The following is a 26,021-nucleotide window of genomic DNA, read 5'->3' as shown; positions in this document are numbered from 1 at the left end:
GCGGGAGAGGGGTTGGGGAGAGGGGTGAGAGGAGAGACCCCTCACATCACCAACTCATGCGCGGGTGCGTTTCAGTTGGCGGCGGCGCCATGCAGCCAACGCCGCGACACCCCCCAGCCACATGAACGCCGTTTCCGGCTCAGGCACCACGCTGGGCGTGACCGGAGCGGTGGACACCGCCGTGGACGAAATCAAATCCTGGGCCCACTCGTTGCTGTAGCGCTGCAAGGTGGTGGTCACGTACTGCCCCGATTGGAGTGCGGCTGCCGAGGTCAGGTAGCTCTGGGCCAGCGTCAGCGTGTTGGCGCTGCTGACGTTGTTCACCCAGAAGTTGCCCGAACCCAGCGAGCCACCAAAACCGTCGTACAGCACTTCCCAGAGGGCCAACTGCAACGCGGCCTCTTTGTCGGCGCTGTTGATGCCATCGTTGTTGCGATCCGCACCGTTGAAGCCAGACGCCGCGAACAGACGCGAGAACGCGTCGTTGGTGTAGGAGGTAATCGTGTAGTTGGTGGTGCTCTGCGTGCCAACCCCTTGGTTGATTTCCATGCAGAACCCGGCAAAGGTCTGGTTGGTGGACTGGTTGGTCAGCACAAAACCCGCGACCGCCTCGTTCGAGTAGGTGGAGGTTTTGTAGTGCAGATCGGCTGTTGGGTAGCCGTAGCCCCACAACTGATCCACATACACGTTGGTGGCCAGGGCTGGCATGGCCGCAGCGGCGCACACCAGAGGGACGAGCGCCCGCTTGAATGATGAGTGAAGCATGTCAGGTTGTATCAAAAGGAAAGTTGTCCGCCAAATTATGACTGCACCGGCGTTTACCCCCACGTTTCTACTGACAACAAACTTAACCCACTTCGTTAGTTCACAAAGTTGTCACGACAAAGTTTTCGTTTATGGCATCTACCCCCTACTTTGAAACCAGCCCCTCCGCATTCCTCCGTCTAGACATCGGGGCGGGGCCTGTCTAGCCTGCTCGCACAGGAGGTTGGATATGCCGATCGACACCGTGCCCTCAGCCCCACCCCCCAGCGCTGTGCTGACTTTGGCCGGTGCGCCGTCCACGCCCCCACCCCGGGAGACCCCTCTGCCGGCGCTGCATGCGCTGCGCTTTCATTCTTTGGAATGGCACCACCCCTGGCTCTGGCTGCAACAAGGGTGGCAGGACTTTCGCCGCTGCCCCTGTTTGGGGTTGTTTTACGGTGCCTGCTTCATGGTCATGGGCTGGCTGCTGTGGGGGGTGTTTCACGAAGCGCCGGCCTATGCTTTGGCACTGTCGGCCAGCTTCCTGTTCGTGACGCCTTTTCTGGGGCTGGGTTTGTATTACGCCTCGTGGCGCATTGAGCGGGGTTTGACGCCGGACTTGGGCCGCTCTCTGTGGGTGTGGGAGACCCGGCCCGATACCTTGCCCATCTTCGCCCTGGTGTTGCTGACCATTGAACTGCTGTGGAGCACCGTTTCGCTGGTGGTGTTCGCGGCTTTCTTGGAGCGTCCCCTGACCCTGGACGGCACCCTCCAAGCCCTTTGGGCGCCCGAAAACCGCATGTTTGTCGTCGTCTACAGCTTGGTGACACTGGTGTTCTGTGCGCTGGTGTTTGCCATCAGCGTCATCAGCACACCTTTGATGCTGGATCAGCATGTGGACGCCGCCGAAGCCATTGAGGTCAGCCTGCGGCTGGTGGCGCATCAGCCTGGCGTGATGCTGCTGTGGGCTGCGATCCTGGGGTTTTTGAGTGTGTTGGCCATGTTGCCCGGCTTTGCGGGCTGGCTGATCATCGGGCCGCTGTTGGGGCATGCATCGTGGCACGCTTACCGCAGTGCGGTGCAGGATGTCACGCCCTTGGTGGTGGTCGAAGACGAGGCACCTCCGATGATCGACATCCCCTTGTCACACGAGCTGCGCAACGACATCGCCTGCTGATCTTCAGCCCGGGCTGGCGCGCCGCAGGGTGTCCACCACCGGGCGGCGCAACACCTCGCGCAGGTTCCACCACCCGGCCAGCAGCGCCAGCCCGGCGCCCCCCGTCATGCCCGCTACGGGCACCCACAAGGGTGCCGTCCACGGGAACTCAAACACCCAGCGTGCCAGCGCAGCACTCACGCCCATGGCGGCCAAGGCAGCCAACCCGCCAGCCAGTGCGCCCACCCCCAACAACTCGGCGCGCAACACCTGGTTTAACAAGCGTGCGCTGGCACCGTAAGCCCGCATCACGGCAAACTCATGCGCACGCGCCTCCCGCGTGGCGCTCACCGTGGCCAACAGCACCACCAAGCCAACCGCCACCGAAAAACCGAACAGGTACTCCACAGCCTGAATCACCTGCCCGAGCACCCGTTGCACTTGTGCCACGGTGTGAGACAAGTCGATCAGCGTCACGTTGGGAAATTGCCGAACCAAGGCCGTGTCCAGCGCCAACCCCGCAGGCGCACGAAACGCCGCCAAGTGGGTACTGGGCAGCTCGGGCGGCAGGGTCGCCCGGGGGAACAGAATGAAGAAATTGGCCCGCATTGAGCCCCAATCCACCTTGCGCACGCTGGTGATGCGCCCTTGCAGCGTCTGGCCGGCCACGTCAAAACTCAGCACATCGCCCAGCCGGACGCCCAAGCGTTGAGCCAAACCTTGCTCGATGCTCAACCCATCGGCCTCGTCGGCCACCCAACGCCCTTCGACCACCGGGTTGTGTGCGGGCACCTCCGCCGTGTGGCTGAGGTTGAGTTCACGTTCTACCGAACCTCGCACACCGGCCTGATCTGGGCGTGACAGCACTTGGTTGATGTCCACACCATTGATGTGCATCAGGCGCCCCCGAATCACCGGATACCAGTCATAACCCGGAGCCACGCCCGCTTGGGCCAAAGCTGTGCGAAAGGGTTGTGCTTGTTCGGGCTGCAAGCCCATGGCGAAACGATCCGGGGCATCCACTGGGGTGGCTTGACGCCAACTCGCAATCAAGTCCGTGCGCAACAACACCAACAACACCAAGGCCATCAGCCCCACCGCCAGAGAGGCCACCTGCACCACACTGAACGCGGGTCGGGCGGCCACCTGGCGGGTTGCCAGCACCAACCAGCGCGGCGCACGAGCTTCCGACACGCTGTGGCGCAACGTCCACACCGCCGCCCAGGCCAAGCCCGCAAAACCCGCGATGGCCACGGCAAATCCTCCCACGGCGATCAGCCCCAAGCGTACATCGCTGGCCAACACAACCAACAGTGCCGAAAATCCCAACACCCCGGCCAACAACACCCCCAGCGACACCGGTTTGGGTTGTCCCATGTCACGGCGAATCACCCGCAGTGGTGGCACTCGGGCCAACTGCAACACGGGCGGCACGCCGAAACCAAGCAACAAGGTGCCCCCGACGCCAAAGCCCACCCACACCGGCCACGCGCTGGGTGCTGGCAAGGTTGCCGGAAGCCACGCGCCCAATAACTGCACCAACACCCCGTGCATCGCCCAACCGATGCCCACGCCCACAGCGCTGGCCCCGCCCCCCAAAGTCATCAACACCAAAAGGTAGACGGTGGCCATGCGTCGTTGCGACAAACCCAGCACCCGCAACAAGGCGCAATCGTCCAGGTGACGCTGGGCAAAATCACGCGCCGCAATCGCCACAGCCACCGCCGATAGCAACGCCACCAACAGCGCTACCAGGTGCAAAAACCGGTCGGCACGATCCAAGGTTTGGCGCATCTCCATGCGCCCAGACGTCAAGGTTTCGACCCGCACGCCGCGTTGACCGGTCACCATTTGCTGCGCCCAGCGTTGCGTGTCGGGAATCTGTGCCTCTTGTCCAGGGGGCACCATCATGGCCAAGCGATGCACCAACCGGCTGGCCGATTGCACCAACCCGGTGGCGGGCAAGTCCGCTTGGTTCAGCATGACACGCGGCGCAAAACTGAGCATCCCGCCTCCCCGATCGGGCTCGATCACCAGCTCTTGGGTGATGCGCAAGCTGGCGTCCCCCAGTTCCAACACATCCCCTACGGCCAACTCCAAAGCGGCCAACACCGCCGCATCGACAAACACGGTGCCCGGCGCGGGGCCGCTGGTGGCTGTGCGTGTCGGGGCTTGTGGTTCGCTGCGCAGGCGCAGGTGTCCGCGCAAGGGATACGCCCCATCCACCGCTTTGACCGCCACCAAGCGCGTGGCCCCGCCGCGCGACTCGGGCGCACGGGCCATGCTCGGGAACGTCACTGTTTGGCTCCAGCGCAATCCTCGGGACTGGGCTTGCTGCGCCCACTGGGGTGGCAACGCATGGTCGCTGTGAATCACCACATCGCCGCCGATGAGCTGGGCGGCATCGCGGGTCAGCCCGGCTTGGAGTCGGTCGGCGAAAAACCCCACGGCGCTCAGGGCAGCCACCGCCAGCACCACCGCCAACAACAACAGCCGCAGTTCACCGGCCCGGAAATCACGCCACATCTGACGCCACGCCAGGCGCCAAACAGAGGGGGGGGACATCGGCATTTCAGCGCTCATGATCGCGGGTTTCCCTGGGGGGTCAACATGGCCGCGCACGGTACACCCAAAGCGCCAGCGGCATTGAACGCTGCATGCAAGTCCATCGAACCTTTGGGTGGACAGGGGGTGCTGAAATACTTTCACCATGCATCTGCCTACCCTCTTCATCTCCCACGGCTCGCCGATGACAGCGCTCGAACCCGGTGCCGCTGGCGCCTACTGGGCCACGCTGGGCGCACACATCGACGTCACGTTCGGTCGCCCCCGGGCCATCCTGGTGATGTCTGCCCATTCCCTGACCCGTGAACCGGTGTTACTGGGCGCCGCCCAGCATGACACGGTGCATGACTTCGGCGGTTTCCCCCAGGCGCTCTACGCGCTGCGCTATGACGCCCCCGGCGCACCCGCGCTGGCCGCCGAGGTGGCCAACACACTGCAAGCCGCCCAGCAGCCGGTTCACCTGCTGCCCGATGGGGGCTTGGATCACGGCATCTGGATTCCACTGCGCGCCATGTACCCGAACGCCGATATTCCGGTGTTGCCGCTGGCTTGGCCCCCCATGTGGTCCCCCGAACGGCTGTTCGCGTTGGGCCAGGCCTTGGCACCGTTGCGACGCCAAGGGGTGCTGATCGTGGGCAGTGGGGCCATCACGCACAACCTGCGGTTGTGGGCGGGTGGGCGCGGGGCGGTGGATCAAGCCGAACATCCCGAATGCGCGGCGTTCCGCCAATGGTTTGAGGATCGCTGCACGGCGTCCGAGTGGCCCCGCCTGTTCGACTACCGCCGCCAAGCCCCCCATGCCGTCCACATGCACCCCACCGACGAGCACCTGCTGCCGTTTTACCTCGCGGCTGGGGCGGGTGTGGAGGGCGACGACCTGCGCCAAGCACCGGGCGTCCGCACCCACGCGAGTGTCACCTGGGGGCACCTGGGCATGGACGTGTACGCCTTCGGGGCTCAAGCGGCGTCGTTGCGCCAGACTTGATCGAGGCGTTCACGCACGTCATCGGGCAGCACCCCCCACATCTTGCGGGCAAACACCTGGGCCCGCTCGGCACCCGACACCTCGGTGATCAAGTCGTGGCACATCACCAGCCAATCGGCCAGTTGTTGAGGCGTGGTCACTTGGCGCACGGCGCGGCGCGGCTCTTCATCTTGGCCACCCAACATCAAGGTGACGAGGTTGAGGCCATAGAACTTGGCCGCGTGCAAGGAACGCGGCACTTCGGTTTCTGCCACAGGCGCGGTCGCCGGCTCTGGCGACAAGGTCACCGCCGCCTCGGTCTCACTGGCCTCGGCCCGTGCTGATTTTCGACCCATCTGGGTCACGTCATGGCGCAGGTGCAGCAGGCCTTCGGCGATCAGGTGATGCACGGCATCCAACGTCACGCCCAAAGCGTCCATGACGGGCTTGAGCTGTGCCAAGTTGCGCTGGCCATCGACCAAGATCAGAAACGAGCGCAGCGCGCGCGCCAGGTCGGCATCGCGCTGCGCCAGCAGCAGGCGTGCCGTGTCGGTTTTGCTGAGAACGATGGTGGGATCCATGGGCGCGCAGCATGTCGGCATTGGATGAAACCATGATGACGCAGCCATGCCCCCGCCGTTCACGAGGCTTCATGGCGCTGTCATCTGGGTTCGCAACGATGGCGCCATCGTCCTCTCTCTTTCTGGAGTCCGCATGAGCCAGCCCTTTGACGCCGACGACATCGGCCACAACGACAGCCCGAACCCCCATCTGCTCACTGTCTTGGATGCTCGTCTGTCGCGCCGAGGTGTGGTGCTGGGCGGGCTGGGTGCCGCTTCGGCGGCGCTGCTGGGCGGTTTGCCCACCAGCGCCGCCGCCGCCAGCGCCGGCAGCGTGCCTTACCCGGTCTCGACGTTGAAGTTCACCCCGGTGGCCAAGAACCTGCTGGACCGTGTCACGGTACCGGAAGGCTACAGCGTGCAAGTGCTCTACGCGCTGGGCGACCCGCTGCACGCCGATGTGCCCGCTTACGCCAACGATGGCACGGACATCGATTTCCATCGCCGCGCCGGGGATCACCACGACGGCATGGAGTACTTCGGCCTGAGCAGCGATGGCCGCTCACGCGACGACAGCAACAGCACCCGCGCCCTGCTGGCGATGAACCACGAGGCCATCACCGACCAGTTCCTGCACGTCAACGGCACGACCCCCAACCCCCGCCCCAAGCGCCAAAGCGACAAAGAAATGCTGGCCCATGGCATTTCCATCGTCGAAATCCAACGCAAGGCCAGCGGGCGTTTCGCCACGGTGCAAAGCTCGACGTACAACCGCCGCATCACCCCGCTGACCCCAGCCACGTTCAGCGGCCCGGTGGCCGGTAGCTTCTGGGTGCGCACCCTGCACAGCCCGACCGGCACGGCATGCCGGGGCACGATCAACAACTGCGGCACCGGCAAAACCCCCTGGGGCACGCTGCTCAGCGGCGAAGAAAACTGGGCCGGCTACTTCACCCGCTCCAGCACCGATGACGCCGCCCGCACTGCCAAAAGCGTGGTGGCCCTCAACCGCTATGGCCGCAGCGCGGGCAGCCCCAGCCGCCATGGCTGGGAAACCAGCGGCACTGAAGACAAGTACCGCCGCTTCGACATCAGCCGCACCGGCACCTCCAACGACGGTTCGGACGACTATCGCAACGAAATCAACACCTTCGGCTACTTGGTCGAGGTCGATCCTTACGATCCGAAGTGCGTGCCGGTCAAACACACCGCCATGGGACGCTTCGCCCACGAGAGCGCGGCCTTTGGCCTGCCTGTGAGCGGCCAGCCGCTGGTGGTGTACATGGGGGACGATGCCCGCAACGAGTACATCTACAAGTTCGTCAGCCAGGCCGTATGGAACCCAGCCGACGCCACCCCAGCCGACCCGCTGAGCGTCGGGCGCAAATACTTGGGCCGGGGCACGCTTTATGTGGCCCGCTTCAACGCCGATGGCAGCGGGGACTGGATCGCGCTGACGATCGACAACAGCGCCATCGCCAACTACAGCGGCTACAAGTTCGTCAACCAAGCCGATGTGCTGATCCACGCCCGCTTGGCCGCAGACGCCGTGGGCGCCACCAAAATGGATCGCCCGGAATGGTCGGCGGTGCATCCGATCACGGGTGAGGCTTATTTCACCCTCACCAACAACAGCAACCGCCAAGTCACGCCGAGCAGCAGCTCGCACTCGACCGTGGACGCCGCCAACCCGCGCTCCTACAGCGACAGCTACGCGGGCGGTGAAGCCGGTTCGCCTGGCAACGTCAACGGCCACATCTTGCGCCTGCGTGAGCGCAACCAACGCGCCAATGCCACCCAGTTCGAGTGGGACATCTACGTCTTCGGCGCCGAAGCGGGGGCGAACAAGCAGCTCATCAACTTGTCCAGCCTGACCGCCGAGCGGGATTTCTCCAGCCCGGACGGGTTGTGGTTCAGCCAAGCCACCGGCATCGGCTGGATCCAGACCGACGACGGCGCCTACACCGATGTCAGCAACTGCATGATGCTGGCCGCCCTGCCCGGCCAGGTGGGCGACGGCGACACGCGCACGCTGGATCACGGCAGCTTGAGCGTGCAAACCCCCGTCGGTGCGCCGCCGACACGTGCGCAGATGCGTCGCTTCTTGGTCGGTGTGCGGGACTGCGAAATCACCGGTTGCTGTGAAACCCCGGATGGCCGCGCCCTGTTCGTCAACATCCAGCACCCGGGTGAAAGCATCAGCAGCGACACGATCGGCACCCCGCAAGCGTGGAGCAGCCATTGGCCGGGTCGCATGGGCTACGGCAACGGCGGCTCAATGGCCCGGCCGCGCTCGGCCACCGTGGTGGTCACCAAGGACAACGGCGGGCTGATCGGCTCCTGAGCGGAGGGCACCCCTCAGCGACGGGCGTTGGCGGGCATGTGGCCGCTGACGCCTGGCACCAACCCGTCCATGCGGGCGATCTGCTCATCGCTCATGGTGCCAAACGGCAGCAAACGCCCCGCGACGATGTCGCGTTCGCTGCGGGCCAAGGCGTCGCGCACCTGCGCCGGCAGGCTGGGGCTCACAGCGGACAGTTTCACCATGCCCGCTTTCATACCAGCCCACACGGGTTGGGCGCTCCAAGTGCCGTTCAGCACCGAGCGCGCCACCTGGGTGTAATAACTGCCCCAGTGATGTGTCACCGCGCCCACCTGTGCTTTGGGGGCGAACGCACGCATGTCACTTTGATAGGCCACCAGTTTGACGCCCTTTTCTTCCGCCACCTGGGCCACCGCCGGTGAGCCGGAGTGGTTGGCCAGCACATCGGCACCTTGCGCCACCAGGGCCAGGGCGGCGTCGCGCTCGCGGGCCGGGTCGAACCAGGCGTTCAGCCACGTGACTTTGACCTCGGCCTTGGGGTTGACCGCCCGCATGCCGCGTGTGAACGCATTCAGGCCCTGCACCACTTCTGGCACCGCAAAACCGGCCACGTAGCCAGCGACGCCCCGCTGGCTGGTGTAGCCCGCCAACATGCCCGCCAGGTAGCGCGCCTCGTAATAACGTGCGTTGTAGGTGGCCAGATTGGGCGCCCCCCGATGGCCCCCCGCATGCATGAACTTGACGTGCGGAAACTCCGCCGCCACCCGCAGCGCTGGCTCCAGATAACCGAAGCTGGTGGCAAAAATGAGCTGATGGCCTTGGGCGACCAGGTCGCGCATCACCCGTTCGGCATCCGGGCCTTCGGGCACAGCTTCGACCACGGTGGTGCTGACTTGGGCCCCCAGCGCTTGCTCCAACTCGCGCCGGCCTTGGTCGTGCTGAAACGTCCAGCCCGCTTGCCCGACGGGGCTGACGTAAATGAACCCGATTTTGAGCGGCGGCGCCGTGGGCACCGTCGTTTGCGCGGTGGCGGACACGCTGTTGAACAGCAGCGGCGAACAGACGGCAGCAGCGGCCCACAGCGTGGTGGCGCGTCTGAGGTTTTGGTGCATGGTTGTCCTCGACATGACCCCAATGACAAAGAAAAAACGCCGCCTGCGGGGGCACGCAAGGCGGCGTGAAAGGGGAGGATTGTCGCAAAAATGCGCGACAAACTCCCCAAGGGAGAACGAATCAGGCCGGTGCCACAGGCCGCACGCGACGACGCGCCACCCCCGCCCCGACCAGGGCAGCCGATGCTACCCCCAAGGCCATCGCCAAGGCCGAGCCCAAGAAAACACCCTGGGCCAACCCGTGATCCAACAGCCAACCGAACACGGGTGCGGCCAAGGCAAACCCGGTATCGAGGCCGGAATAGACGGTGCCATAGACCCGCCCTGTCGCACCAGGTGGCGCAGCCTGCTTGATGAGCATATCGCGGGACGGGCCTGCCAAACCAGTGCCCAAACCCGCCAGCGCCACCGCCCAGGCCGCCGCCATGCCGGGCACGGCCCCGCTGGCGGCCAACAGCAACAGCGCCGCAGCCAGCACCATCGCCCCGGCGATGATTTTTTCCAGCCGCTTGGCCCGAGCGGCCAAAAAGCCCCCAGCCACCATGCCAAGCGCCCCGCACAGCATGTAGCCGCTGACCACAAACGCCGTGGCCGCCACCGGCAAGCCGTAAATGCGCTCCAGCGCCGGGCTGGCAAAACTTTGAATGGCGCTCAAAGCCGCCGTCGTCCAGAAGAAAAACGAAAAACACAGCCACACCGAGGGCAGCTTCAGAAACGCCATCGGGTGTTCATCCGGGGCGCTGGCGAGGCGTTGGCTGCGATGGTGAGCGCGATCGTCCAGGGCCTCACGCTGCCACACCAGAATGCCCAGCACCACCACGATCAGCACAGCAGCACCCAACGGCCCGGCCCGCCAGGTGCCACCCCAAGCCATCAACCCCAGATGGAACACCGGCGCCAACGCCCAGCCCAAATTCCCGCTGATGCCATGCACCGAAAAAGCATGCCCCAAACGCTGCGGTGACACCCGCTGGTTCAAGATGGTGAAGTCCGCCGGGTGAAACGGCGCGTTGCCCAACCCCGCCAGCGCCGAGGCCAGCAACAAACCGCCGTACCCCGTGGCGGTACCTGCCGCCAAGCCGGCAGCCGCAAAGCACAGCAACGCCACATACAGCACCGGGCGAGCGCCGACTTTGTCCACCAAGAATCCGGACAGCGCTTGCCCCACGCCCGAGATGATGAAAAACACCGTCACCAGCAGGCCGAGTTCGGAATAACTGAAGCCGAACTCGTGAATCAGCGCCGGAAACAGCGGTGGCAGCAGCAGATGAAAGAAGTGCGAACTGCCGTGCGCCAAGCCAATGAGGCCGATGGTGCGCACGTCGCGTTGCCATGAAGGATCGGGCGCATCACCGGGGTGCGGCACCGCAGAAGCAGAAGAATGTGACATGCCCAAAATGCTAGGCAAAGCGACAAATCCTTGTCTGCGGCAGACTGGCGTCAATCTGACAAATTTTGTTGAAATCATGCCAAGTCTGCGCCGCCGATCGAGCCGGGCGGAGGTGGCACCCGCCACGCCCCACCTGTTCGCCCCCACCGCCCAGCGCCCGGTGCGCTGCAAACACACCACGCACGCGGCGGACACCCGCGTCGTGCCGCACCGCCACGCTTGGGCGCAATTGGCTTACTCCAGCGTGGGGGTGATGCGAGTGGAAGCCGCACAAGGCACCTTCATGGCGCCGCCCTCCCGGGCGGTTTGGATTCCGCCGGGGGTGGAACATGCCGTCACTGCCGTCGAGCACAGCCACTACCACACGCTCTACCTCGATCAACCCCCACCCCACCCGCCTCGTGATGGGCAGGATTGGCACCACTGCCGGGTGCTGGAGGTCACCGATTTGCTGCGCGCCGTCATCCTGGCGCTGGACGTGCGCAGCGATGCCGAACCGCCCCCCTCCCCGCTCGAACTGGCCCGCGAACGCCACCTGGTGGCCGTTTTGCACGACGAGTTGAGTTCCGCTCGCCCCGTGCCGCTGGGCCTGCCCATGCCACGCGACAAACGCTTGCACCAGCTTTGCGCCGCCATCTTGGACGACCCGGCACGTCACACCACCCTGGCCGCTTGGGCCACCGACGCCGGCGCCAGTGAACGTACCTTGGCGCGGCTGTTTCGGGCTGAATTGGGCACGAGTTACGCCCGCTGGCGCCAACAAGCGCTCATCGCTCGCGCCATGGTTTTAGCGGCGGCTGGGCATCCGATGAACCACATCGCCAGTGCGCTGGGTTACGCCAGCCCGAGTGCGTTCAGTGCGATGGTGCGGCGAGAACTGGGCGACTCTCCACGCCGAATGTTTTTCAATCGCCGCGACCCTCAGGCCTGACAGCGATTCAACAACTGGCTCAACTGCGGGGACTCCATCCCCGCCGCCTGGGCCGAAGACAACACTTGCAGCGCCCGCTCACGCTGGCCCAACGCCAACAACTCCCGAGCAAACGCCACCACCATGTGCGGCAACACATGGGGAGAATTCACGGCACGCTGGCGGTGTTCCAATGCCTTCTCGCGCTCGCCCCATTGCGTCAGGATGACCGCCCATTGGTGCTCGATCATGGCTTGGTGCGGGGGGTTGTGGATCTGCGCCGCAGCGTGGTAGCTATCGATGGCAGCCGTGCGCTGCCCCAGCTTGGCGTAACAGTTCATCAACGCCATGTGTGCAGCGCTGCTGTCGGGGCCGAGCAAGCGGGCATGCTCCAAGTGCGCGCAGGCTTGCTCCGGCTGCTGCGATCTCATCAGATACTGGCCCAAACGCAACCGAAGAAGAAACCACTGGGGCGCCCGCTCCACGGCGATGTTCAGAATTTGCAGAGCGCCTGAATGCTCACCTTGCTGCTCCAACCACTCCGCGCCTTTGAGCAGCAAGTCCGGGTCTTGCGGGCACTCTTGGCTGATCCGCAGTAGGTCACTCAATAACGCTTCGGCGTTGCCCAGAGTCCGCCGCAGACGCAGCACCCGGCGCCACAGCGGTGCCCGATCCTGTGGCTGCACCTGCGCCAGCGCTTGCTGACACAACGCCAACTCAGCTTCTGCTTGACCCGCTTTGTGCAAGGCGTCGGCCTGAGGAAGCCAGAAGGCCAACTGACGCGCCGGATCCGCAGGCAGGCTCTCAACGGTGAGGGGCGCCACTTGCACCAAATGACACAGCGTCTGGTACAGCGACCTCACACGCTCCAGCAGCTCCAGCCCCCGCTCGGACAGCATCGACGCATCCCCCAACTGCGAGGCCGCTTGGTGAACCAACGCCTCGCTGTAGAACGTACCGAGCTTCTCCAAGTGGAGCCCTTCCGTTTCGATCCAATCCGCAAAATGGGTCTGAAGTGCGTGGCGCAGTTGCTGCACAAAATCTTCGGGCGGCAGATCGAAACACAGCAACGGAAATGGCTGGCGGCGATGCGCTTGCAATAAACGCTCGTTGTACGCCAGCCACAGGGCCAATCCATCCTCAAGGGACTGCCCCGTATCGCGGGCAGCAACCGAACAAGCCACCGCCCAGGGGTGCCGGAAAATGCCAATGAAACGAAGGTCTGCCGAGGTTTCGCACCAGAACGGCAGCGTCAACAAAATGCGAGGATCCTTGAGGATTCTCGGTGATGGATCAAGCGGATCTGGTGACGTCAACAAGACGTCCCGCTGCTGCATAAAAGCAGGGTGAAGCCGCGCGCGATAAATCCAGCCCACCGCGCGCGATAAATAACAGGCCAGAGTAGTTGCAGCCTGTGCAATAGATTTGCAGAGCTACGGCAGCGCATCCGCCGCACGCGGGGAAATCCACAGCACCTCGGTGCGTGGTTGTCGCAAAACTCCCACAGCAAAATGCGCCCGCTCCACCCGCCGCCACCCCACCAGCATCTCGTCGTACAGCGCGGACGGGTATCCGGCCAGCACCACCATCCCCTTGCAGCCCAGTAGCACCTCCAGCAGCTCGACATGCTGTTGCGTGGTCAGCTCATGCCGGTAGCCTGTGTCGGATCGAGTGGAGGGGACGTAGGGGGGATCGACGAAATGCAGCGTCTGGGGCGTGTCCTGGGCTTTGATCACGGCCAGCGCATCACGGCACTCGATCACCACGCCTTGCAGCCGACGCCGGACAGCCACCAAGCTGCGCGGGTACGTGACCCATTCGCCGGCCTTGCCCCTGCCTGACCCCGTGCGGTGCCGCGCGTCGGCAAACGACCGCTTGCGCGGATCGAACACCGATGCGTGGTGAAACGACAAATAGGCGCGAATGATCGTGCGCTGAGCCGTCACCACCGGATCGGTAGACGACATGAACGCCTGGTCAAACTCGGCGCGGGCGTAGGGTGTGCGGCGCAGCTTGCGCATCAGCGCTGCGCATTGCATCGGGTCTTGGATGACGCGGAACAGCGACACGATCTCACTGTCGAGGTCGTTGTAGACCTCAATCTCGCTGCGGGTCTTGCGCATCAGCACGCTGGCCGCGCCACCAAACGGCTCGACGTAAATGCGGTGGGGTGGAAGGTGCCGAAGCACCCACGGGGCAATCGCCCACTTGCCTCCAAAGTAGCGCAGCACCGCCCGCTTGGGGCCATCAGCGGCCAAGCTGGCCGGTTTGGTTGTCGTCTGGTTCACAGAGCCGTCCTCGTTGATGAGTCGCTCTGTGGCGATCGGGGGATTGCGGGATCGTGTCCCTGGTCACGTCGCACATGGTGCCGCATCGCGGGCATTTGATTTGCACTCGGCCGATAAACCGTGCACGCGCCAGCAGCTTGTTACAGCCGCACCTGATTTCCTCATTCATTTTGCAAGCCTGTTGCAATTTCTGCCACGTAGGCTCCACCTGCTGCGCGCGCAGTAGTGGGGCCTTGGCCGGCTTGCAGCTCCTTCTGCATGACGGGGCCGCCACCGGTGCTCCAGCACCGGTGGCAGTCGCCCCACTCTTTAAATGTCGATTTCGACGTAGGTCATCCCTGGCGCGCTGCCTTCGATGACGCCGGCGCGCACGAACACCGTAGCGCCGGCAGCAGGCGCATCGCCTCGGGCCGTGATCCGATCGCCGCCAGGCAGCTCCACCACGGCCACACCTTGGCTCACGCTGACCACCGTACCCACTTGCACCGGCACATCCAGTCCCAGCGCGTCGCGCAGGGCGCGATACAGGTTAGGGCTGCTCATAGGTCTGCACTCCAATCGTCTGCCACACGCTGGCCCGCCCAGCTTGAATTGACAAGCTGCGCGTCATCCCCAGGCGAGTCAAATCGCCGTCCACGTACTGCACCAGCTTGCCGGGGACGATGGCGCCGGTTTGGGCGAGTACCGGCAGACGAAGTTGCACCAGCGCTTGTCGCCCCACGTCCGACAGCACCGGCAACGCCCTGGCACGGGCTGCCTGCACATCCGTACACAGAGCGTCCGTGATCATCGGCGCCACCAAATCGCCCGCCGTGCCGCCACGGGTGACGCGCCCGAGAACGCCCCCCGCCGTAGTCCCTGAGACAAACACCCGGCTGTAGATGGCCTTCGACGTCCACTCGATCCCCTCTTGGCGCACCACGGCGGCAGGCAGCTCGATGTCAGGCACCAGGCTGTCCCAGGCCCATGGCGCAGCCAGGTAGCGCGGCAGAACCATCAATTCGTTCCCGGCGGGGGAAGATTGGACATACCCACCCGCCGCCTCGGCAATGCGACAGATCGCACTGATCGGCGTGCCTTGGTGGCTCCACACGCCTGCTGGAACCAGCCAATCTGGCACCTGCCAATCAATGGCCCAGTCGCTTGGCACGCCATTGGTGGCCAGTGTGTCGAGCGCCAACTGTTGCGTCATTGCCGCCACGACGGCGTTGTTGAACGTGCGCTTGGCTGCATAAGGAGCGTCCCAAATGGCCGAGGCGCTGCGCCCACCGATCGACAGCGACGACTTGCTCCACTCACGGTCGCGCTGCGCCGACTCCACGATCACCCGCCACACCTGCCCATTGACATGTGCCAGCAGTTCGCAGGCCGCTGCGCCTGCTGCCGGCGCCAGTTTGGCCTGATCGCTGGCCGCAATCGACGCGCTCCAGCGCCATGCCCAGCTATCTACATCCGCACTGAGGGTCAGTGAGGTGCAGTTGATGGCGGTGCCGTCGTCCGCCCGAACCAGTTGAACGTCATTGATCACGAGGTACACCCTCCGCGCCGGGACGATGATCCCTGGCAATAGCTGTCGATCACAGCGGAAAATCAGATGCGGACTGGCCGGCGCTGGAACAAAAAACCGCAGGTCAGGCGTGCGCGGCCCGCAGCAGGTGTTGACGGGGATCACCGACCCCGGCATCACGCTGACGCCAGGCGGTGGCCTGACCGCATCCCGGCTCGACGCCTGCCACACCAGCGGCATCGGGGTCGCCACCTGCCACTGATCCGGTCGCGCGGTATGTCGCGGCGCGGCCGGGCGCGCTCGAACGTCCAACCACGGGCGGGCTGTGCGCAGCAAATCACGCTGTTTGAAGGCCGCGCCGCTGCCCATCTGCCGTGCATCCGCGTGCGTCACCTGCGCCGCCACCTGGCAGCGTTGGTGATCCCGGTGCCTGTACCGCGCACCAGCGGACAGCCGCCGGGCGTCTATTTGTCGCATCGTGGCTGTGCTGCCGAGGCGGGCGGTATCGACCTGCATCAGGCGGGCACCTTGGTGCATGGTTCGAAGCGGCGCATACGTCACCGCTGCTTGCACGGCCACCGGGGCGGATGGGGCCATCACAGCCACCACAGCCGCATCCAGTGTCACGGCGCGCTGGTGGCTTACGCCGATATCACGGGCCGGCCCCCGCGACACATCGGCGTCGTACACCCCCACCCCAGCCGGCACGACAGGCCCGCCCACTTGCACGGCAGCCACGGCGGTCACGGCATTGGCCTGCAAGGTGGCCACGGGCACCACACTCGGCAGCGTCACTGCCGCCTGCACCGCGACACCCAGCACCGCCGCACCCGCAGGCGCAACCGTTGGCAGCGTCACCGCTGCTTGAACAGCCACCCCAACAACGCCCGCGCCGGCAGGCACGACACGCGGAAGGATCACCGCCGCCTGCGCCGCCACACCAAGCACTACCGCACCCGCAGGCGTGACCGCCGGCAGCGTCACGGCGACTTGCGCCAGCCGCCCCAGCGCCTCGTACGTGACCCCTGCGGTCAGCGTCACCCCCGGCAACCCCACCGCCATCTGCGCCGCAAACACCGGCGCGGTGCCGTCGTCGCCGAACAGCAGCGCCGACGATGCGGGCAACCCCGCCGCAAATCGCAGGTCGGTGGTGGCCACGAGCGGCTTACGTCAGCGTCAGGCTGGTCAGGCGGACAAAACCGCCGGCATACAGCGCCACCGCCGACAGGATGACTTCATGTCCACTCCCAGCGATCCCGACGGACATGTCCAACAGGGCCGCGCCCGCTGACGTGGACAGCCGCGCCCATCCCGCCGTGCCCGACGCGGCCACCGTCGCATCAGCCGTTGCAGAGACCGTCAACACGCCCGCCACTGGCGCCGCCACGGTGGCCGACATCACCAGATCAGCCAGCAGCGTGCCCGTGGCCGCCGTCTGGGGCGTTGCCGGTGCGGCGCCCGTGTAAATTTTGAGCCGAGCTGGGCCGGCGGTGAGCAGCGAGCGCAGGGCTTCTGCCCGCGCCGCAATGAGAACGTCTGATTGATTGGCCATGGTTACTCCAAGGTGGGCGCGAGCCCGTCGGCGATCAGGGCGCGGTACGTCCCGGCGTTGTCGTGGCACACCACCGAGTACGTGTCGGCCACGGAGAGCCCATCGAACCGGTACAGCCCATCCGTGCCCGACCACGTCTCACGCACCACGCGCCTCAGCCGCTCCGAGATCAGCAGCACCCGCCGCGCCAGCGGTGTCACTGGCGGCCCCAGCACGGCCACGGAACCCGCGATCACGCCGGGCCCACCATCAATGTCTCGGGCCGATGGCGCCAAATCAGGCAACACCGATGCCACCGCACCGCCGGGCGCACCGCTGGCTGTCAGGCCGCGCGTCAGGTCGTACAGCACTGACCTGACCGGGACGATGATGCCGACCTTCCACGCCAAATCTGTGCTGGATGTGGGTGACGGGAGCGCGGCGTAGCCGTACTGCACCCATGTCGTGCCGTCGTCCGACCACTCCACGAGGGCTCCGATCCAATAGTGATCGCCGCCACCCGGAAGCTGCTGCACAGCAATCTGCGCGACATCGACCGCTGCGGGCCACTGGTAGCCGATCCATCGATCCGGGGCGTGCCCTTCGTACATGTAGGCCTGCCAATAGGTGGCGGCGGCGCCGTCGTATGCACGTTCTGGGGCGTTGTCGACGTACTGCGACGACGCAATCGCCGTGCCACCCGCGACCAAATTGCTACCCGCCGCGCTGCGAAATTGCAGCTCGCCCACCAAGACCTGGCCGCTCAGCGTGGCGATGCACCTGCATCGCCACCAACGATGGGCACTCATGTCCACGGCCCCGTCAGATCAATGGCCATGGTCACGCCGTCACCCTCGCTGTACCCCTGCCACGCCACCGCCATCATCCGGCGGGTGGTGTTTCTGACGACCTGGTCGAACACAGCGCCGTGCCCGACCGGCTTGTATTGAGGCATCCAATACAACCCCCGGAACGTCCCCCTGACGGAGTTCATCCCCTCTTGCACGCACAGCGTCGGCGTCAGCCACAGCCCGTTGTCCGGGCCGTGTGGGTACTGCATTGGCCCTCGCCCCGATGTCAGCACCCCATTGGCCATGTGCAGTGCCGGCGTGGCCGCGCACTTGACGGGGAGCCCCTGTTGCGTGTGGTTGCGCAGCAGCCATTTGCCGGCATAGGCCAGCGACTCGCCCAGGCCAAAGCTGTTGCCGGAACCGGGCTGATCCTCGTTGGCGCTCTCAGTTGCCACCAGCACCGTCCCCGTCGCGTCACCTGCGGCCACGTAAGACGACACATCCCCAAACGCGTACTGCGCGAACCCACCCCAGCCCGTTGACACCTTGACCCACAGGTAGAACATCACGCCATCACCGACCAGCAGCCAATCCCGATTACCGGCGCCGCCGTCCCCCTCATTCAGCCACCCGTACTGCCGCGCGTGAATCCACTTCGCCCACCCCCAATCCCCACCGGTGCCCGCCGTCGTCCAGTTGCGCGCAGGGTTGGTGGGGTCATACGGCGCTTGGATGCCCGTGACCACGATCGGATTGATCCCGCTGATCGCCGATGCGATCCCCACTGACGCCCATTTGGCCCACGCTGAGTCGTACCCCGCCCGCTGGGAGTTGTCCACCACCAGCAGGTTGCGGTTACCCGTGGGGGCCCGGTAGGCGCCCCGGTTTGTACCCGTGTTGGGCTTGCTCCACCCCAGGCTGGGCGTTTTGGCGGTGATCGATGTGGTGGTGGTCGCCGTGCGGATCGACCCCGGATCGTCGAGCTGAAAAGTAAAACTCGTGGCCTGCGCGCTCAGCACCGTCCAGCGGCCGTTGTAGTTGGCCTGCGCGCAGCCGGCAATCTCCACGACCTGCCCGGCCACGAATGCATGCCCGCCGGTGACCGTGGCCGTGGCCACCCCCGCGACGGTCGATGTCAGCGTGGCGATCGTCTTGACCCCGTACCCATTGACCAAGCAGGCGTCCAACAGCGCCGTCAAACTCCCCCAGGCGTTGGTGAGCTGCGGCGCCCCTGCCAAGTAGTTCGCATGCCAAAAAACCGATGCGGCCATGTGATCTCCTCAATTTAAGCGTCCACGTCGCCACGCAGCGACAGTTCAAATTGATCCGGTGTGTCATACGCTGCGCCCGGATTGATCGTGCGAACGACCCAAATCGGTGCCATCGCACCGATGGTGTTGATCCGCAGGATCGCGCCCACCGACCACCCACCGCCGCCCCAGCCAGCCGCTGGAATGTGCATATAGGGCGCCCCAGATGGCCCGAGCGGCTCGAAGTCCTGGCCGGTGTTACCCACGGCCACGACACCCACATGCTCGCCAATCAGCTCGTAGCTCGTCGTCGTGGTGAACCGGGCAATCCAGCGCTCCGTGATGCCCCCCCGGTTTGTGATCAGGATGGGATGGTCGGCGTTGTTGTAGGCCGCCAGGGTGCTTGAACCCGGTTCGGGGCTGTCAGACCACGCGCCGAACCAACTCGATTGGTCAAACACGCGCTCCACGCGGGCAAACAGATCCCCGAGCACCAGCGCCGTCGAGACGTAACTTCCAGGCGCCGAGTAGTCGTGGGTGATGGGCCGAGACAGCCCGATCTCCCCATTGATCTGCACGTCGCGGATCATCGCCATGTCTTCCACGCGCCCTTCGATTCGCACGGGCTGGGCGTAGGCCGAAACGTCGCTGAAGGTTGCCGTCCCAGCGTCCAAATCGGTGGTGTAGCCGGTGCTGATCACCGCACCGTTGGCCCCCACCACGCGCAATCGAGACAGCCGCTCGCGCCCAGCAAACACCGTCTGCCCATTGGCCACGGTGGCCGTGACGGCTGTTTTGGCACCGACCACAACGAACCCACCCGCTCTGAAAATCGGCACCCGCCCGTCACTTGGAAGCCGCACGGGATCCATGCCCAGGATGCTGGCATCGAGCGGCAGGTAGCTGTAGGCCACCGCGCTGTAGCGCAGCGTGGTCATGACGATCGGATCGGGCCGCCAGATGCGCCCATCCGACTCCACCCGGCTGGCCGAATACCACGGCTGGGATTCATTTCCCGCCGCCGTGACCATCGCCCCGAACCGCACCCGCACCAGCCCGGTCTCGTAATCCACGCTGCCCGCCACGCCGGTGCCACTGATCACGCCATCCACCCCCGCCGTGACCGATTTGGGGCCCCCGGTCGTGCGCGTCCACTGGATCGACAGCGATCCCGGTCGCAAGGGCGCCGAGGAAGCCCTGAACACAAACTCGCTGGACAGCGCATTGCCCAAGGTGGTGACGCACGACACCCGGCTGAGTGCATTGGTCGCCCCCGTGGCCCAGGACGACAGGGCAATGACGCCCGTGGTGTAGTCGATGGTGCCCCGCGTCAGCCAGCCAGACGCCACGGTGTTTTCGCGCAGCACACCCGTGCCACTGTCCCCCCACGGCTGCGATCCGGGGATCGTCAGCACCACCGTGCCAGGCACCACTGGCGCCACAACGCCCGGCACCAGTTGCACCTTCGGGGTGAACGTCACCGTCTCGGTGCGGGTGCTCGTCGAGCCGGGCGAGTTGTACCGCAGGGTCACCGCCCCGGATTCATCGGCTGGGTAAATGGACGGCGCATCCACATACTCCAGCCCGGTATAGGTCAAGCGCCAGCGGTATAAATCGTCGTCCAATGCGGCGCTGTATTTCGGCCTCGGTAATTTGATCGTGACATCTGGATTCCAGGTAATCGCTCCCGTCGCATACGTCACTGTGCCAATTTGCACACCTTCCCGCATGATTTTTCCGCCGCCGTCGTCCCGCGCATATTGCGTCGGATCGACCCACGTCGAAACGCCCATTTCGGTCAACTGGCCCAGGGTATAGGTGCCCAGCACAGCAGTGTCTGTGACGGTGTTCCACTCAACCTCCAAGCTCCCCGGCGTGATGGCCGCCGAAGCTGTCACCGCCAGCCGCCCATCGCCCTGCCGCGACGGATGTGCAAATGCGTCGGACGTCTTGGGGCCGGCCACATAGCCGATCGTCAACTGCGCCCCTACGGCGGGCAGGGTCGCGGGCGCGAACGCCTCGATCACCCCCTGCGCCACGCGCACCGTGCCCGTGGCATGGCCGGACAGCACCCCATCCGCGCCAGCGGTGGCGCTCTTGGACACGCCCGCTTGCAGCCAAGACACCGTCACTGAGCCCGGCTGTACCGATGTTCCAGCCGGCGGCGCCAACGCGATCGTCTGCGTCGCCTTGAGCGTCACAGCGGTGGGGTGCCGGGTCTCTTGCGTCGGTGCGCCCCAGCTCAGGATGACCGAACTACCCACATCCGGCAGCACACCCAGCGTCAGGATGTAGCCGCCCGTCGCGGGGTTGAACGTGCCGGCGCCGTAGCTGGCATCGCTGCCCTTGAGCGCGCCGGTGCCATCGTCCGACAGCACATACCACCGCCCGCCCGCGCGGTAGCTGGCCGAGAGCGTGCCGGGCTGGGGCTGAGGATCGATCACCCCCACGTAGGACTGACTGCGGGACGCCGCCGTGATCTCGATTTCGGCGCTCTGCGGAACCCGCAGCACCTGCGCTGCGGGGGTGTAGGTGATGACCTTGCTGGCCGAGTAGTCCCCTGCGGCGGATGTCAGCAGCCCGTTGGCGTAGTCGATGGTGCCCACATCGGCCCCGGCTGATCGCAACATCCCGCCAGCGTCGGTGATCGTGACACCGGCCACTTGGATCGACAGTGATCCTGGAAGGCACCCTCCCGGCAGAGCCAGCTTGGTGGTGGGTGTCCACGCATGGGTGGCGGTGTAGGTGACACTGCCCGCGCCCGGGATCGGCAGCCCAGCAGCCGCATAGGGCGGCATGACCGACAGCGGCGCCTCGGTCTGGGCGCTGGGCACCAGTTGCGAGTAGATCGACTCTGCCTTGATCTTCATCGCCCCCATGCTGACCGACTCGGCCAGGGGCGACACCCCAGCGTAGGTGCCCGCATCGGCCACCACGGTATCGCGCACCGCAGCAGCGGTGCTGAGGCGGGCGAACGTCTCGGAGGCGGGGCTGCCGGGGCAATCGAACCGCAGGGCATCGCTCAGGAAAACGGACACGATAGCCGCTTGGTACTCCGACCCATCGCCGGCGGTGAAGGTGCGGGTGACGCTGGACACCGTGATGGCGCGGATGTACTGCTCCACCTGCGTGGACAGGCCCTCGTCTTTGACCAACACCAACGTCTGCCCCACCGTGGGCGGGGCCTCGGACGGACGTTGAAACAGTTGCACCACACGTTGCCCGGTGATGTGGCCCTCGTACAGATACCCCGGCCACAGCGGCCCCTTGTTGAGGTACGCCTCCACGCGTGATTGCGCCTCCGACCGCGTGTCGAACGTCGCGTCGCGGGCAAACAGCGTGACGGCCGTATTGGCGTCCGTGGGTGGCTGCGCCACGATCACGTTGGAGCCGAAGTAGGTGTCGGTGTCGTCAGAGCGGATCGCCACAAACGTTTTGCGCAGATTGACCCGCCCCCCTGCACGATCCAACTCTGAAATATCCGGGAACAGCGCGTTTTCAGCATCGCTGATCACCGTCCCCGTGGGAGCACCGCCGCCTTCGGCCACATCAGCCATGACCGCCGATGCCAGCAATACCACGTCGCCTGAGAGGATGGGCATGTGGTGTCTCTCCTTTAAATGACCATGAGCTTGGCCGTCACGACATACATGTCGCCAGCCTGCTGATCGTCGTAAAACGTATAGGGATCGGCCGTGATCGCCGGGGCGTCGTGGTGGCGCCAGATCACCTCGCGCACCCCGTCCGGGGTGGTCAGCGTCATGACCTGGCCGGGCTCTGCGGCCCATCCGCGCAGCGTCTGCACGTCGGTCAGGCTGACCAGCCCGGCGCCCTGCTCGACACCTTGCAGGGTCACCGGTCGGCCCGCTTCGGCGGGCGCGCTGGCCGATTGCACGATCAGCGCCCCGGTCAATGACCGCTCGACGGTCTGCCCCACAGGGCTCCAACTGTGCTCATCGCTCCAGGCACAGCCCGAGCCGAACACCACCACCAGGCCATTGGCACTCAACTGGATCATGCTCAACCTCCTCCTACTCGTGCGGCGTCAGATTCGAGGCGGCGCAGCATCGCCACCAGGGCCTGAGCGTCATCCTGCGAGGCCATCTCCACGGCCTCTTCGCGGCCCCGATTGATCGTGATGGCCACGGCGTACACCGTGCGCGATGTGGTGGGCGCAGCAGATGGCGCAGGCGCAGGCGCCGCCACCTGGCCCGACGCTGCGGGCGCTGGTGCGGGGGCCGCAGCGGCAGCGGCACGCCGGGCCATTTCGCCGCCGTGGCCGTCCTTGCCGTAGAGGTACTGACTGGCGGCAGTTTGCAGGGCTGACGACAGCGTCCCCCCCCCGGCCCGCCGTACTTCCGTTGGCCGGGGTTGTTCATGTAGGGGACGTTGCCGCTTGCATCCACAAACTCGCGGGCGATCTGCTGCGCCGCTTCGTCGTCCAAGCCATAGCCCTTGAGGTCATTGATCACGCTCATCAGCGTGTTGCCGCCAGCGGTGGTGCCGTCTCCGGTGCGCTTGCGGTAATCGTCATCGAACAGTGACTTCACTTCACCGTTGCGTTTCTCCACAGCACTGTTTTTCACCACAGCGACCACTGCTGAGGCGGTTTTCTCAGCTTCTTCACGGGTCTTCCGCATTGCCTCAGTCGCGGCATCAGCAGCGGCGGGAATGGCCGACAGCGACTTGACCACAGCGTGCCCCGCCTCATCCACTGCAACACCCATCCCCTGCGCCGCAGCCTGCGCCCGCAGTTCAGCGGTGACCACACCACCATTGGCAGCGATGGCCGCCGACGCATATTTCTCAAACGCAGCTTGCTTGTCTCGTGCTGCTGTGGTGCCCGCATCGCGGATGATTTGGTAATCCCGCTTGGCCGCATCCGCCATCATCGTGAGCCGATCGACGCTCGTGATCCCCAGGCGCTCAAACGCCCCTTCAACCACCTTGGCCGCTGCGGCACTCTCTTTCGTGGCTGCTGTCGTCCCTTGCAGCGCCGCTGTCAACTGCCGCTGAATTTCCGCCGCCCGCTGCCATTCGCCCGCGTCCACAGCCTTTTCGTACTCGGCCCGCAACGTGGCCACCTTTTCGCGCGCCGCCTCCGCCGCCGCTTGTTGGGCCTGCGATCCAGTCTTGGCTGCTTCGCCCGCCGCACTGGCCGCTGCACCCGCAGCGCTTGCCGCCGAGCTGGTGGCCTCCACCGCCGCCTTCACATCAGCCTGCGCCTGCACCACCTTCGGTGCCTGGGCCGCAGCCTGCGTCTGCGATTGCGTCAGACCATCCCAACCCGATTGGGCACTCTCAGCCGCTGTGGCAGCGTCATCCATTGCCTGGCGGGCCTTGGCCATGAATGCATCCGTGGCCGCCCCAGAGGCCGCTGCACTGACGCGCACCTCGTCGGCCGCCAGTTTGTACCGGGCACTGACTTCGCCAAATGTCACCTTGGACATCATGTCCAGGTACAACGCGTACCAGGCCTGCGCCGACTGAACCAAGCTGGAGAACCCCGCACCCAGCACATACACGCCCGCCAGTACTGTGTTGCCCCCGGCGCTCATCACCCCATACGCGGTCTGCACCACGTTGCCGGCGTTCTTGGCTTTGGCGCCGAGGTCGTCCAGAGTCACCGATAGGTTGGTGGCAAACGTCTGCAACTGCACCGACACGGCCTCAAAATCCACCGCGCCTACAAACCGGGTGCCCCACTCAATGGCCGCCTTGAACGCAGCAGCCAAGGCATCCCCGAACTTCCCCACCGTCCCATTACTGACCGCCGCAGACAGCGCCGCAGCCAGTTGGTTCACACCGTCTTTCAGGATGGGCAGCGTCGGTGTGCCCAGGGCATTCATCACCGTTTCCCACGCGCTGCTCAACCCACCCAGCGCCCCGCGCAGGTTGTCGCCCATCACAGCAGCCGTCTCGGCGGCGCTGCCTTTGGCATTTTTGAGCTTCCCCGTCAGCTCATCCAGTGCCCCGATGCCCTGATTCAACAGTGACCGCAGCGCCGGCCCCGCCTCCGTCCCAACCGCCAAGATGGCGCGCTCACCCACGGCGCCCTTGGTGCCCAACTGGCGCAGCGCCTCGCCGAAGTCGTTGGTGATGATCCCGATCGTGCCCAGCTCCGTGCGGAACTTGCTGGCCGGGTCGCTGAACTGGCTCAGGATCGCATTCAGTGCCGTGCCCGCCCGGCTGGCATCGATCCCCGCATCGGCGAACTTGCCAATGATGGCGACGGTCTGTTCCAGGCTCAGACCCACCGACTTGGCAATGGGGGCTGTGTAGCTCAGCGCCTCAGCCAACCCCGTCACACTGGTGTTGCTGGCGTTGGCGCCTTTGGCCAGTACATCAGCCACGCGGCCCGCATCGCCAAACGCCAGCCCCATCCCCATCACCGCCTTGGTGATGAACTCGGCGGCTTGACCCAGATCCACGCCACCCGCTTGCGCCAACTGCAACGTGGCAGGCAGGGCCTGCATTGCCTGATCGGCGCTCAGCCCCGCACGGGTCAGGTTACCCAGCGCTGTGGCCGCTTCAGTTGCCGAGTATTTGGTGGTTGCACCCGCATCCTCAGCCGCTTTGCGCAGGGCCTGCATTTCCTGGGCGCTGGCACCCGATACCGCCTTGACCTCGGAGAGTTTGGCCTCCAAATCGGCCGCGCTGCTCACCGCGCCGGCAAACAGCTTGCTCGTAAAGTACGTGGTGACTGCTGCCGCCACCGCCGTCACTTTCGCGCCAATGCCACTCAGGCCGGACATCACACCGTCAGCCAGGAGGCGCAGTCTCAGGATGATGTCAATGGGGCCTGCCATGCAGCGTCCTTTTTGCCGAACCGTTCGGCATTCCTCCGCACGGTGCGGAGTAAAAACAAAGCTAAGTTATTGATTTATATAGGCAGTCACACCGCACGGTGCGGTATCACTGCCCAGAATG

Annotated in this window: 20 protein-coding genes; 4 read left to right on the top strand and 16 right to left on the bottom strand. The window is 65.3% G+C overall.

Annotation, left to right across the window (positions count from 1 at the left end):
* Positions 1-54: 54 nt before the first annotated feature.
* Positions 55-765, bottom strand: a complete 711-nt coding sequence (locus VITFI_RS07760) for a PEP-CTERM sorting domain-containing protein (protein ID WP_089416458.1) — start codon at positions 763-765, stop codon at positions 55-57.
* Positions 766-994: 229 nt separating this feature from the next.
* Between VITFI_RS07760 and VITFI_RS07755 the strand changes: the two genes are divergently transcribed.
* On the top strand, positions 995-1,921 hold the full coding sequence (locus VITFI_RS07755) for a DUF2189 domain-containing protein (protein ID WP_089416457.1): 927 nt from the start codon (positions 995-997) through the stop codon (positions 1,919-1,921).
* A 3-nt stretch (positions 1,922-1,924) separates the two neighbouring features.
* Here the strand turns inward: VITFI_RS07755 and VITFI_RS07750 are convergent, their stop codons facing one another.
* A complete protein-coding gene (locus VITFI_RS07750) occupies positions 1,925-4,465 on the bottom strand; it encodes an ABC transporter permease (protein WP_089416456.1) in 2,541 nt (846 codons plus the stop codon).
* Positions 4,466-4,610: 145 nt separating this feature from the next.
* On the opposite strand from VITFI_RS07750, the gene VITFI_RS07745 reads away from it, so the two are divergent.
* Positions 4,611-5,450 carry a DODA-type extradiol aromatic ring-opening family dioxygenase gene (locus VITFI_RS07745; protein ID WP_089416455.1) on the top strand — a complete coding sequence of 280 codons (840 nt, stop codon included), beginning with the start codon at positions 4,611-4,613 and terminating at the stop codon, positions 5,448-5,450.
* Here the strand turns inward: VITFI_RS07745 and VITFI_RS07740 are convergent.
* Positions 5,423-6,010 carry a hypothetical protein gene (locus tag VITFI_RS07740; protein WP_089416454.1) on the bottom strand — a complete coding sequence of 196 codons (588 nt, stop codon included), beginning with the start codon at positions 6,008-6,010 and terminating at the stop codon, positions 5,423-5,425. The two genes, VITFI_RS07745 and VITFI_RS07740, sit on opposite strands and share 28 nt — an antisense overlap.
* 133 nt (positions 6,011-6,143) lie before the next feature.
* Between VITFI_RS07740 and VITFI_RS07735 the strand changes: the two genes are divergently transcribed.
* A complete protein-coding gene (locus VITFI_RS07735) occupies positions 6,144-8,333 on the top strand; it encodes a PhoX family protein (protein ID WP_089416453.1) in 2,190 nt (729 codons plus the stop codon).
* Positions 8,334-8,347: 14 nt separating this feature from the next.
* Here the strand turns inward: VITFI_RS07735 and VITFI_RS07730 are convergent, their stop codons facing one another.
* Together VITFI_RS07730 and VITFI_RS07725 are read right to left on the bottom strand one after the other, a co-directional pair.
* Positions 8,348-9,424, bottom strand: a complete 1,077-nt coding sequence (locus tag VITFI_RS07730; protein ID WP_089416452.1) for a BMP family ABC transporter substrate-binding protein — start codon at positions 9,422-9,424, stop codon at positions 8,348-8,350.
* Between the two features lie 121 nt (positions 9,425-9,545).
* Positions 9,546-10,814, bottom strand: a complete 1,269-nt coding sequence (locus VITFI_RS07725; RefSeq protein WP_089416451.1) for an MFS transporter — start codon at positions 10,812-10,814, stop codon at positions 9,546-9,548.
* A gap of 76 nt (positions 10,815-10,890) precedes the next feature.
* Between VITFI_RS07725 and VITFI_RS07720 the strand changes: the two genes are divergently transcribed.
* Positions 10,891-11,745: an AraC family transcriptional regulator gene (locus VITFI_RS07720; RefSeq protein ID WP_089416450.1), complete on the top strand. Its 855-nt coding sequence runs from the start codon at positions 10,891-10,893 to the stop codon at positions 11,743-11,745.
* Here VITFI_RS07720 and VITFI_RS07715 read toward each other — a convergent pair.
* The 11 genes from VITFI_RS07715 to VITFI_RS07665 all read right to left on the bottom strand — a co-directional run bounded on the left by VITFI_RS07715 (position 11,736) and on the right by VITFI_RS07665 (position 25,900).
* Positions 11,736-12,980, bottom strand: a complete 1,245-nt coding sequence (locus VITFI_RS07715; RefSeq protein ID WP_157725599.1) for a tetratricopeptide repeat protein — start codon at positions 12,978-12,980, stop codon at positions 11,736-11,738. The two genes, VITFI_RS07720 and VITFI_RS07715, sit on opposite strands and share 10 nt — an antisense overlap.
* A gap of 177 nt (positions 12,981-13,157) precedes the next feature.
* Positions 13,158-14,012 carry a DNA adenine methylase gene (locus tag VITFI_RS07710; protein ID WP_198301538.1) on the bottom strand — a complete coding sequence of 285 codons (855 nt, stop codon included), beginning with the start codon at positions 14,010-14,012 and terminating at the stop codon, positions 13,158-13,160.
* Positions 13,972-14,181, bottom strand: coding sequence for a Com family DNA-binding transcriptional regulator (locus tag VITFI_RS18890; protein ID WP_089415330.1), 210 nt, complete (start codon positions 14,179-14,181; stop codon positions 13,972-13,974). The genes VITFI_RS07710 and VITFI_RS18890 overlap by 41 nt, the downstream gene beginning before the upstream one ends.
* Positions 14,182-14,321: 140 nt before the next feature.
* On the bottom strand, positions 14,322-14,555 hold the full coding sequence (locus tag VITFI_RS07700; protein WP_089415331.1) for a hypothetical protein: 234 nt from the start codon (positions 14,553-14,555) through the stop codon (positions 14,322-14,324).
* Positions 14,542-16,677 (bottom strand): hypothetical protein, encoded by a 2,136-nt coding sequence (locus tag VITFI_RS07695; RefSeq protein ID WP_089415332.1) that lies wholly within the window; start codon positions 16,675-16,677, stop codon positions 14,542-14,544. The genes VITFI_RS07700 and VITFI_RS07695 overlap by 14 nt, the downstream gene beginning before the upstream one ends.
* 7 nt (positions 16,678-16,684) lie before the next feature.
* Positions 16,685-17,071, bottom strand: a complete 387-nt coding sequence (locus VITFI_RS07690) for a hypothetical protein (RefSeq protein WP_089415333.1) — start codon at positions 17,069-17,071, stop codon at positions 16,685-16,687.
* A 2-nt stretch (positions 17,072-17,073) separates the two neighbouring features.
* The gene (locus VITFI_RS07685; protein WP_089415334.1) at positions 17,074-17,859 is read right to left on the bottom strand and encodes a hypothetical protein; all 786 of its coding nucleotides are present in this window, start codon (positions 17,857-17,859) and stop codon (positions 17,074-17,076) included.
* Complete coding sequence (locus VITFI_RS07680; RefSeq protein WP_089415335.1) at positions 17,856-19,112, bottom strand: hypothetical protein; 1,257 nt, start codon at positions 19,110-19,112, stop codon at positions 17,856-17,858. The genes VITFI_RS07685 and VITFI_RS07680 overlap by 4 nt, the downstream gene beginning before the upstream one ends.
* Before the next feature lie 14 nt (positions 19,113-19,126).
* Positions 19,127-22,693 (bottom strand): hypothetical protein, encoded by a 3,567-nt coding sequence (locus VITFI_RS07675; RefSeq protein ID WP_089415336.1) that lies wholly within the window; start codon positions 22,691-22,693, stop codon positions 19,127-19,129.
* Positions 22,694-22,707: 14 nt separating this feature from the next.
* Positions 22,708-23,109 carry a hypothetical protein gene (locus tag VITFI_RS07670; RefSeq protein WP_089415337.1) on the bottom strand — a complete coding sequence of 134 codons (402 nt, stop codon included), beginning with the start codon at positions 23,107-23,109 and terminating at the stop codon, positions 22,708-22,710.
* A gap of 13 nt (positions 23,110-23,122) precedes the next feature.
* Entirely contained in the window at positions 23,123-25,900 is a 2,778-nt protein-coding gene (locus tag VITFI_RS07665) for a phage tail tape measure protein (protein WP_089415338.1), read from the bottom strand.
* Positions 25,901-26,021 lie beyond the last annotated feature (121 nt).

Source organism: Vitreoscilla filiformis (genome assembly GCF_002222655.1).
GTDB lineage: Bacteria > Pseudomonadota > Gammaproteobacteria > Burkholderiales > Burkholderiaceae_C > Ideonella > Ideonella filiformis.
The sequence above is the reverse complement of the archived record's forward strand: the minus strand, read 5'-3'. Positions and strand labels throughout refer to the sequence as shown.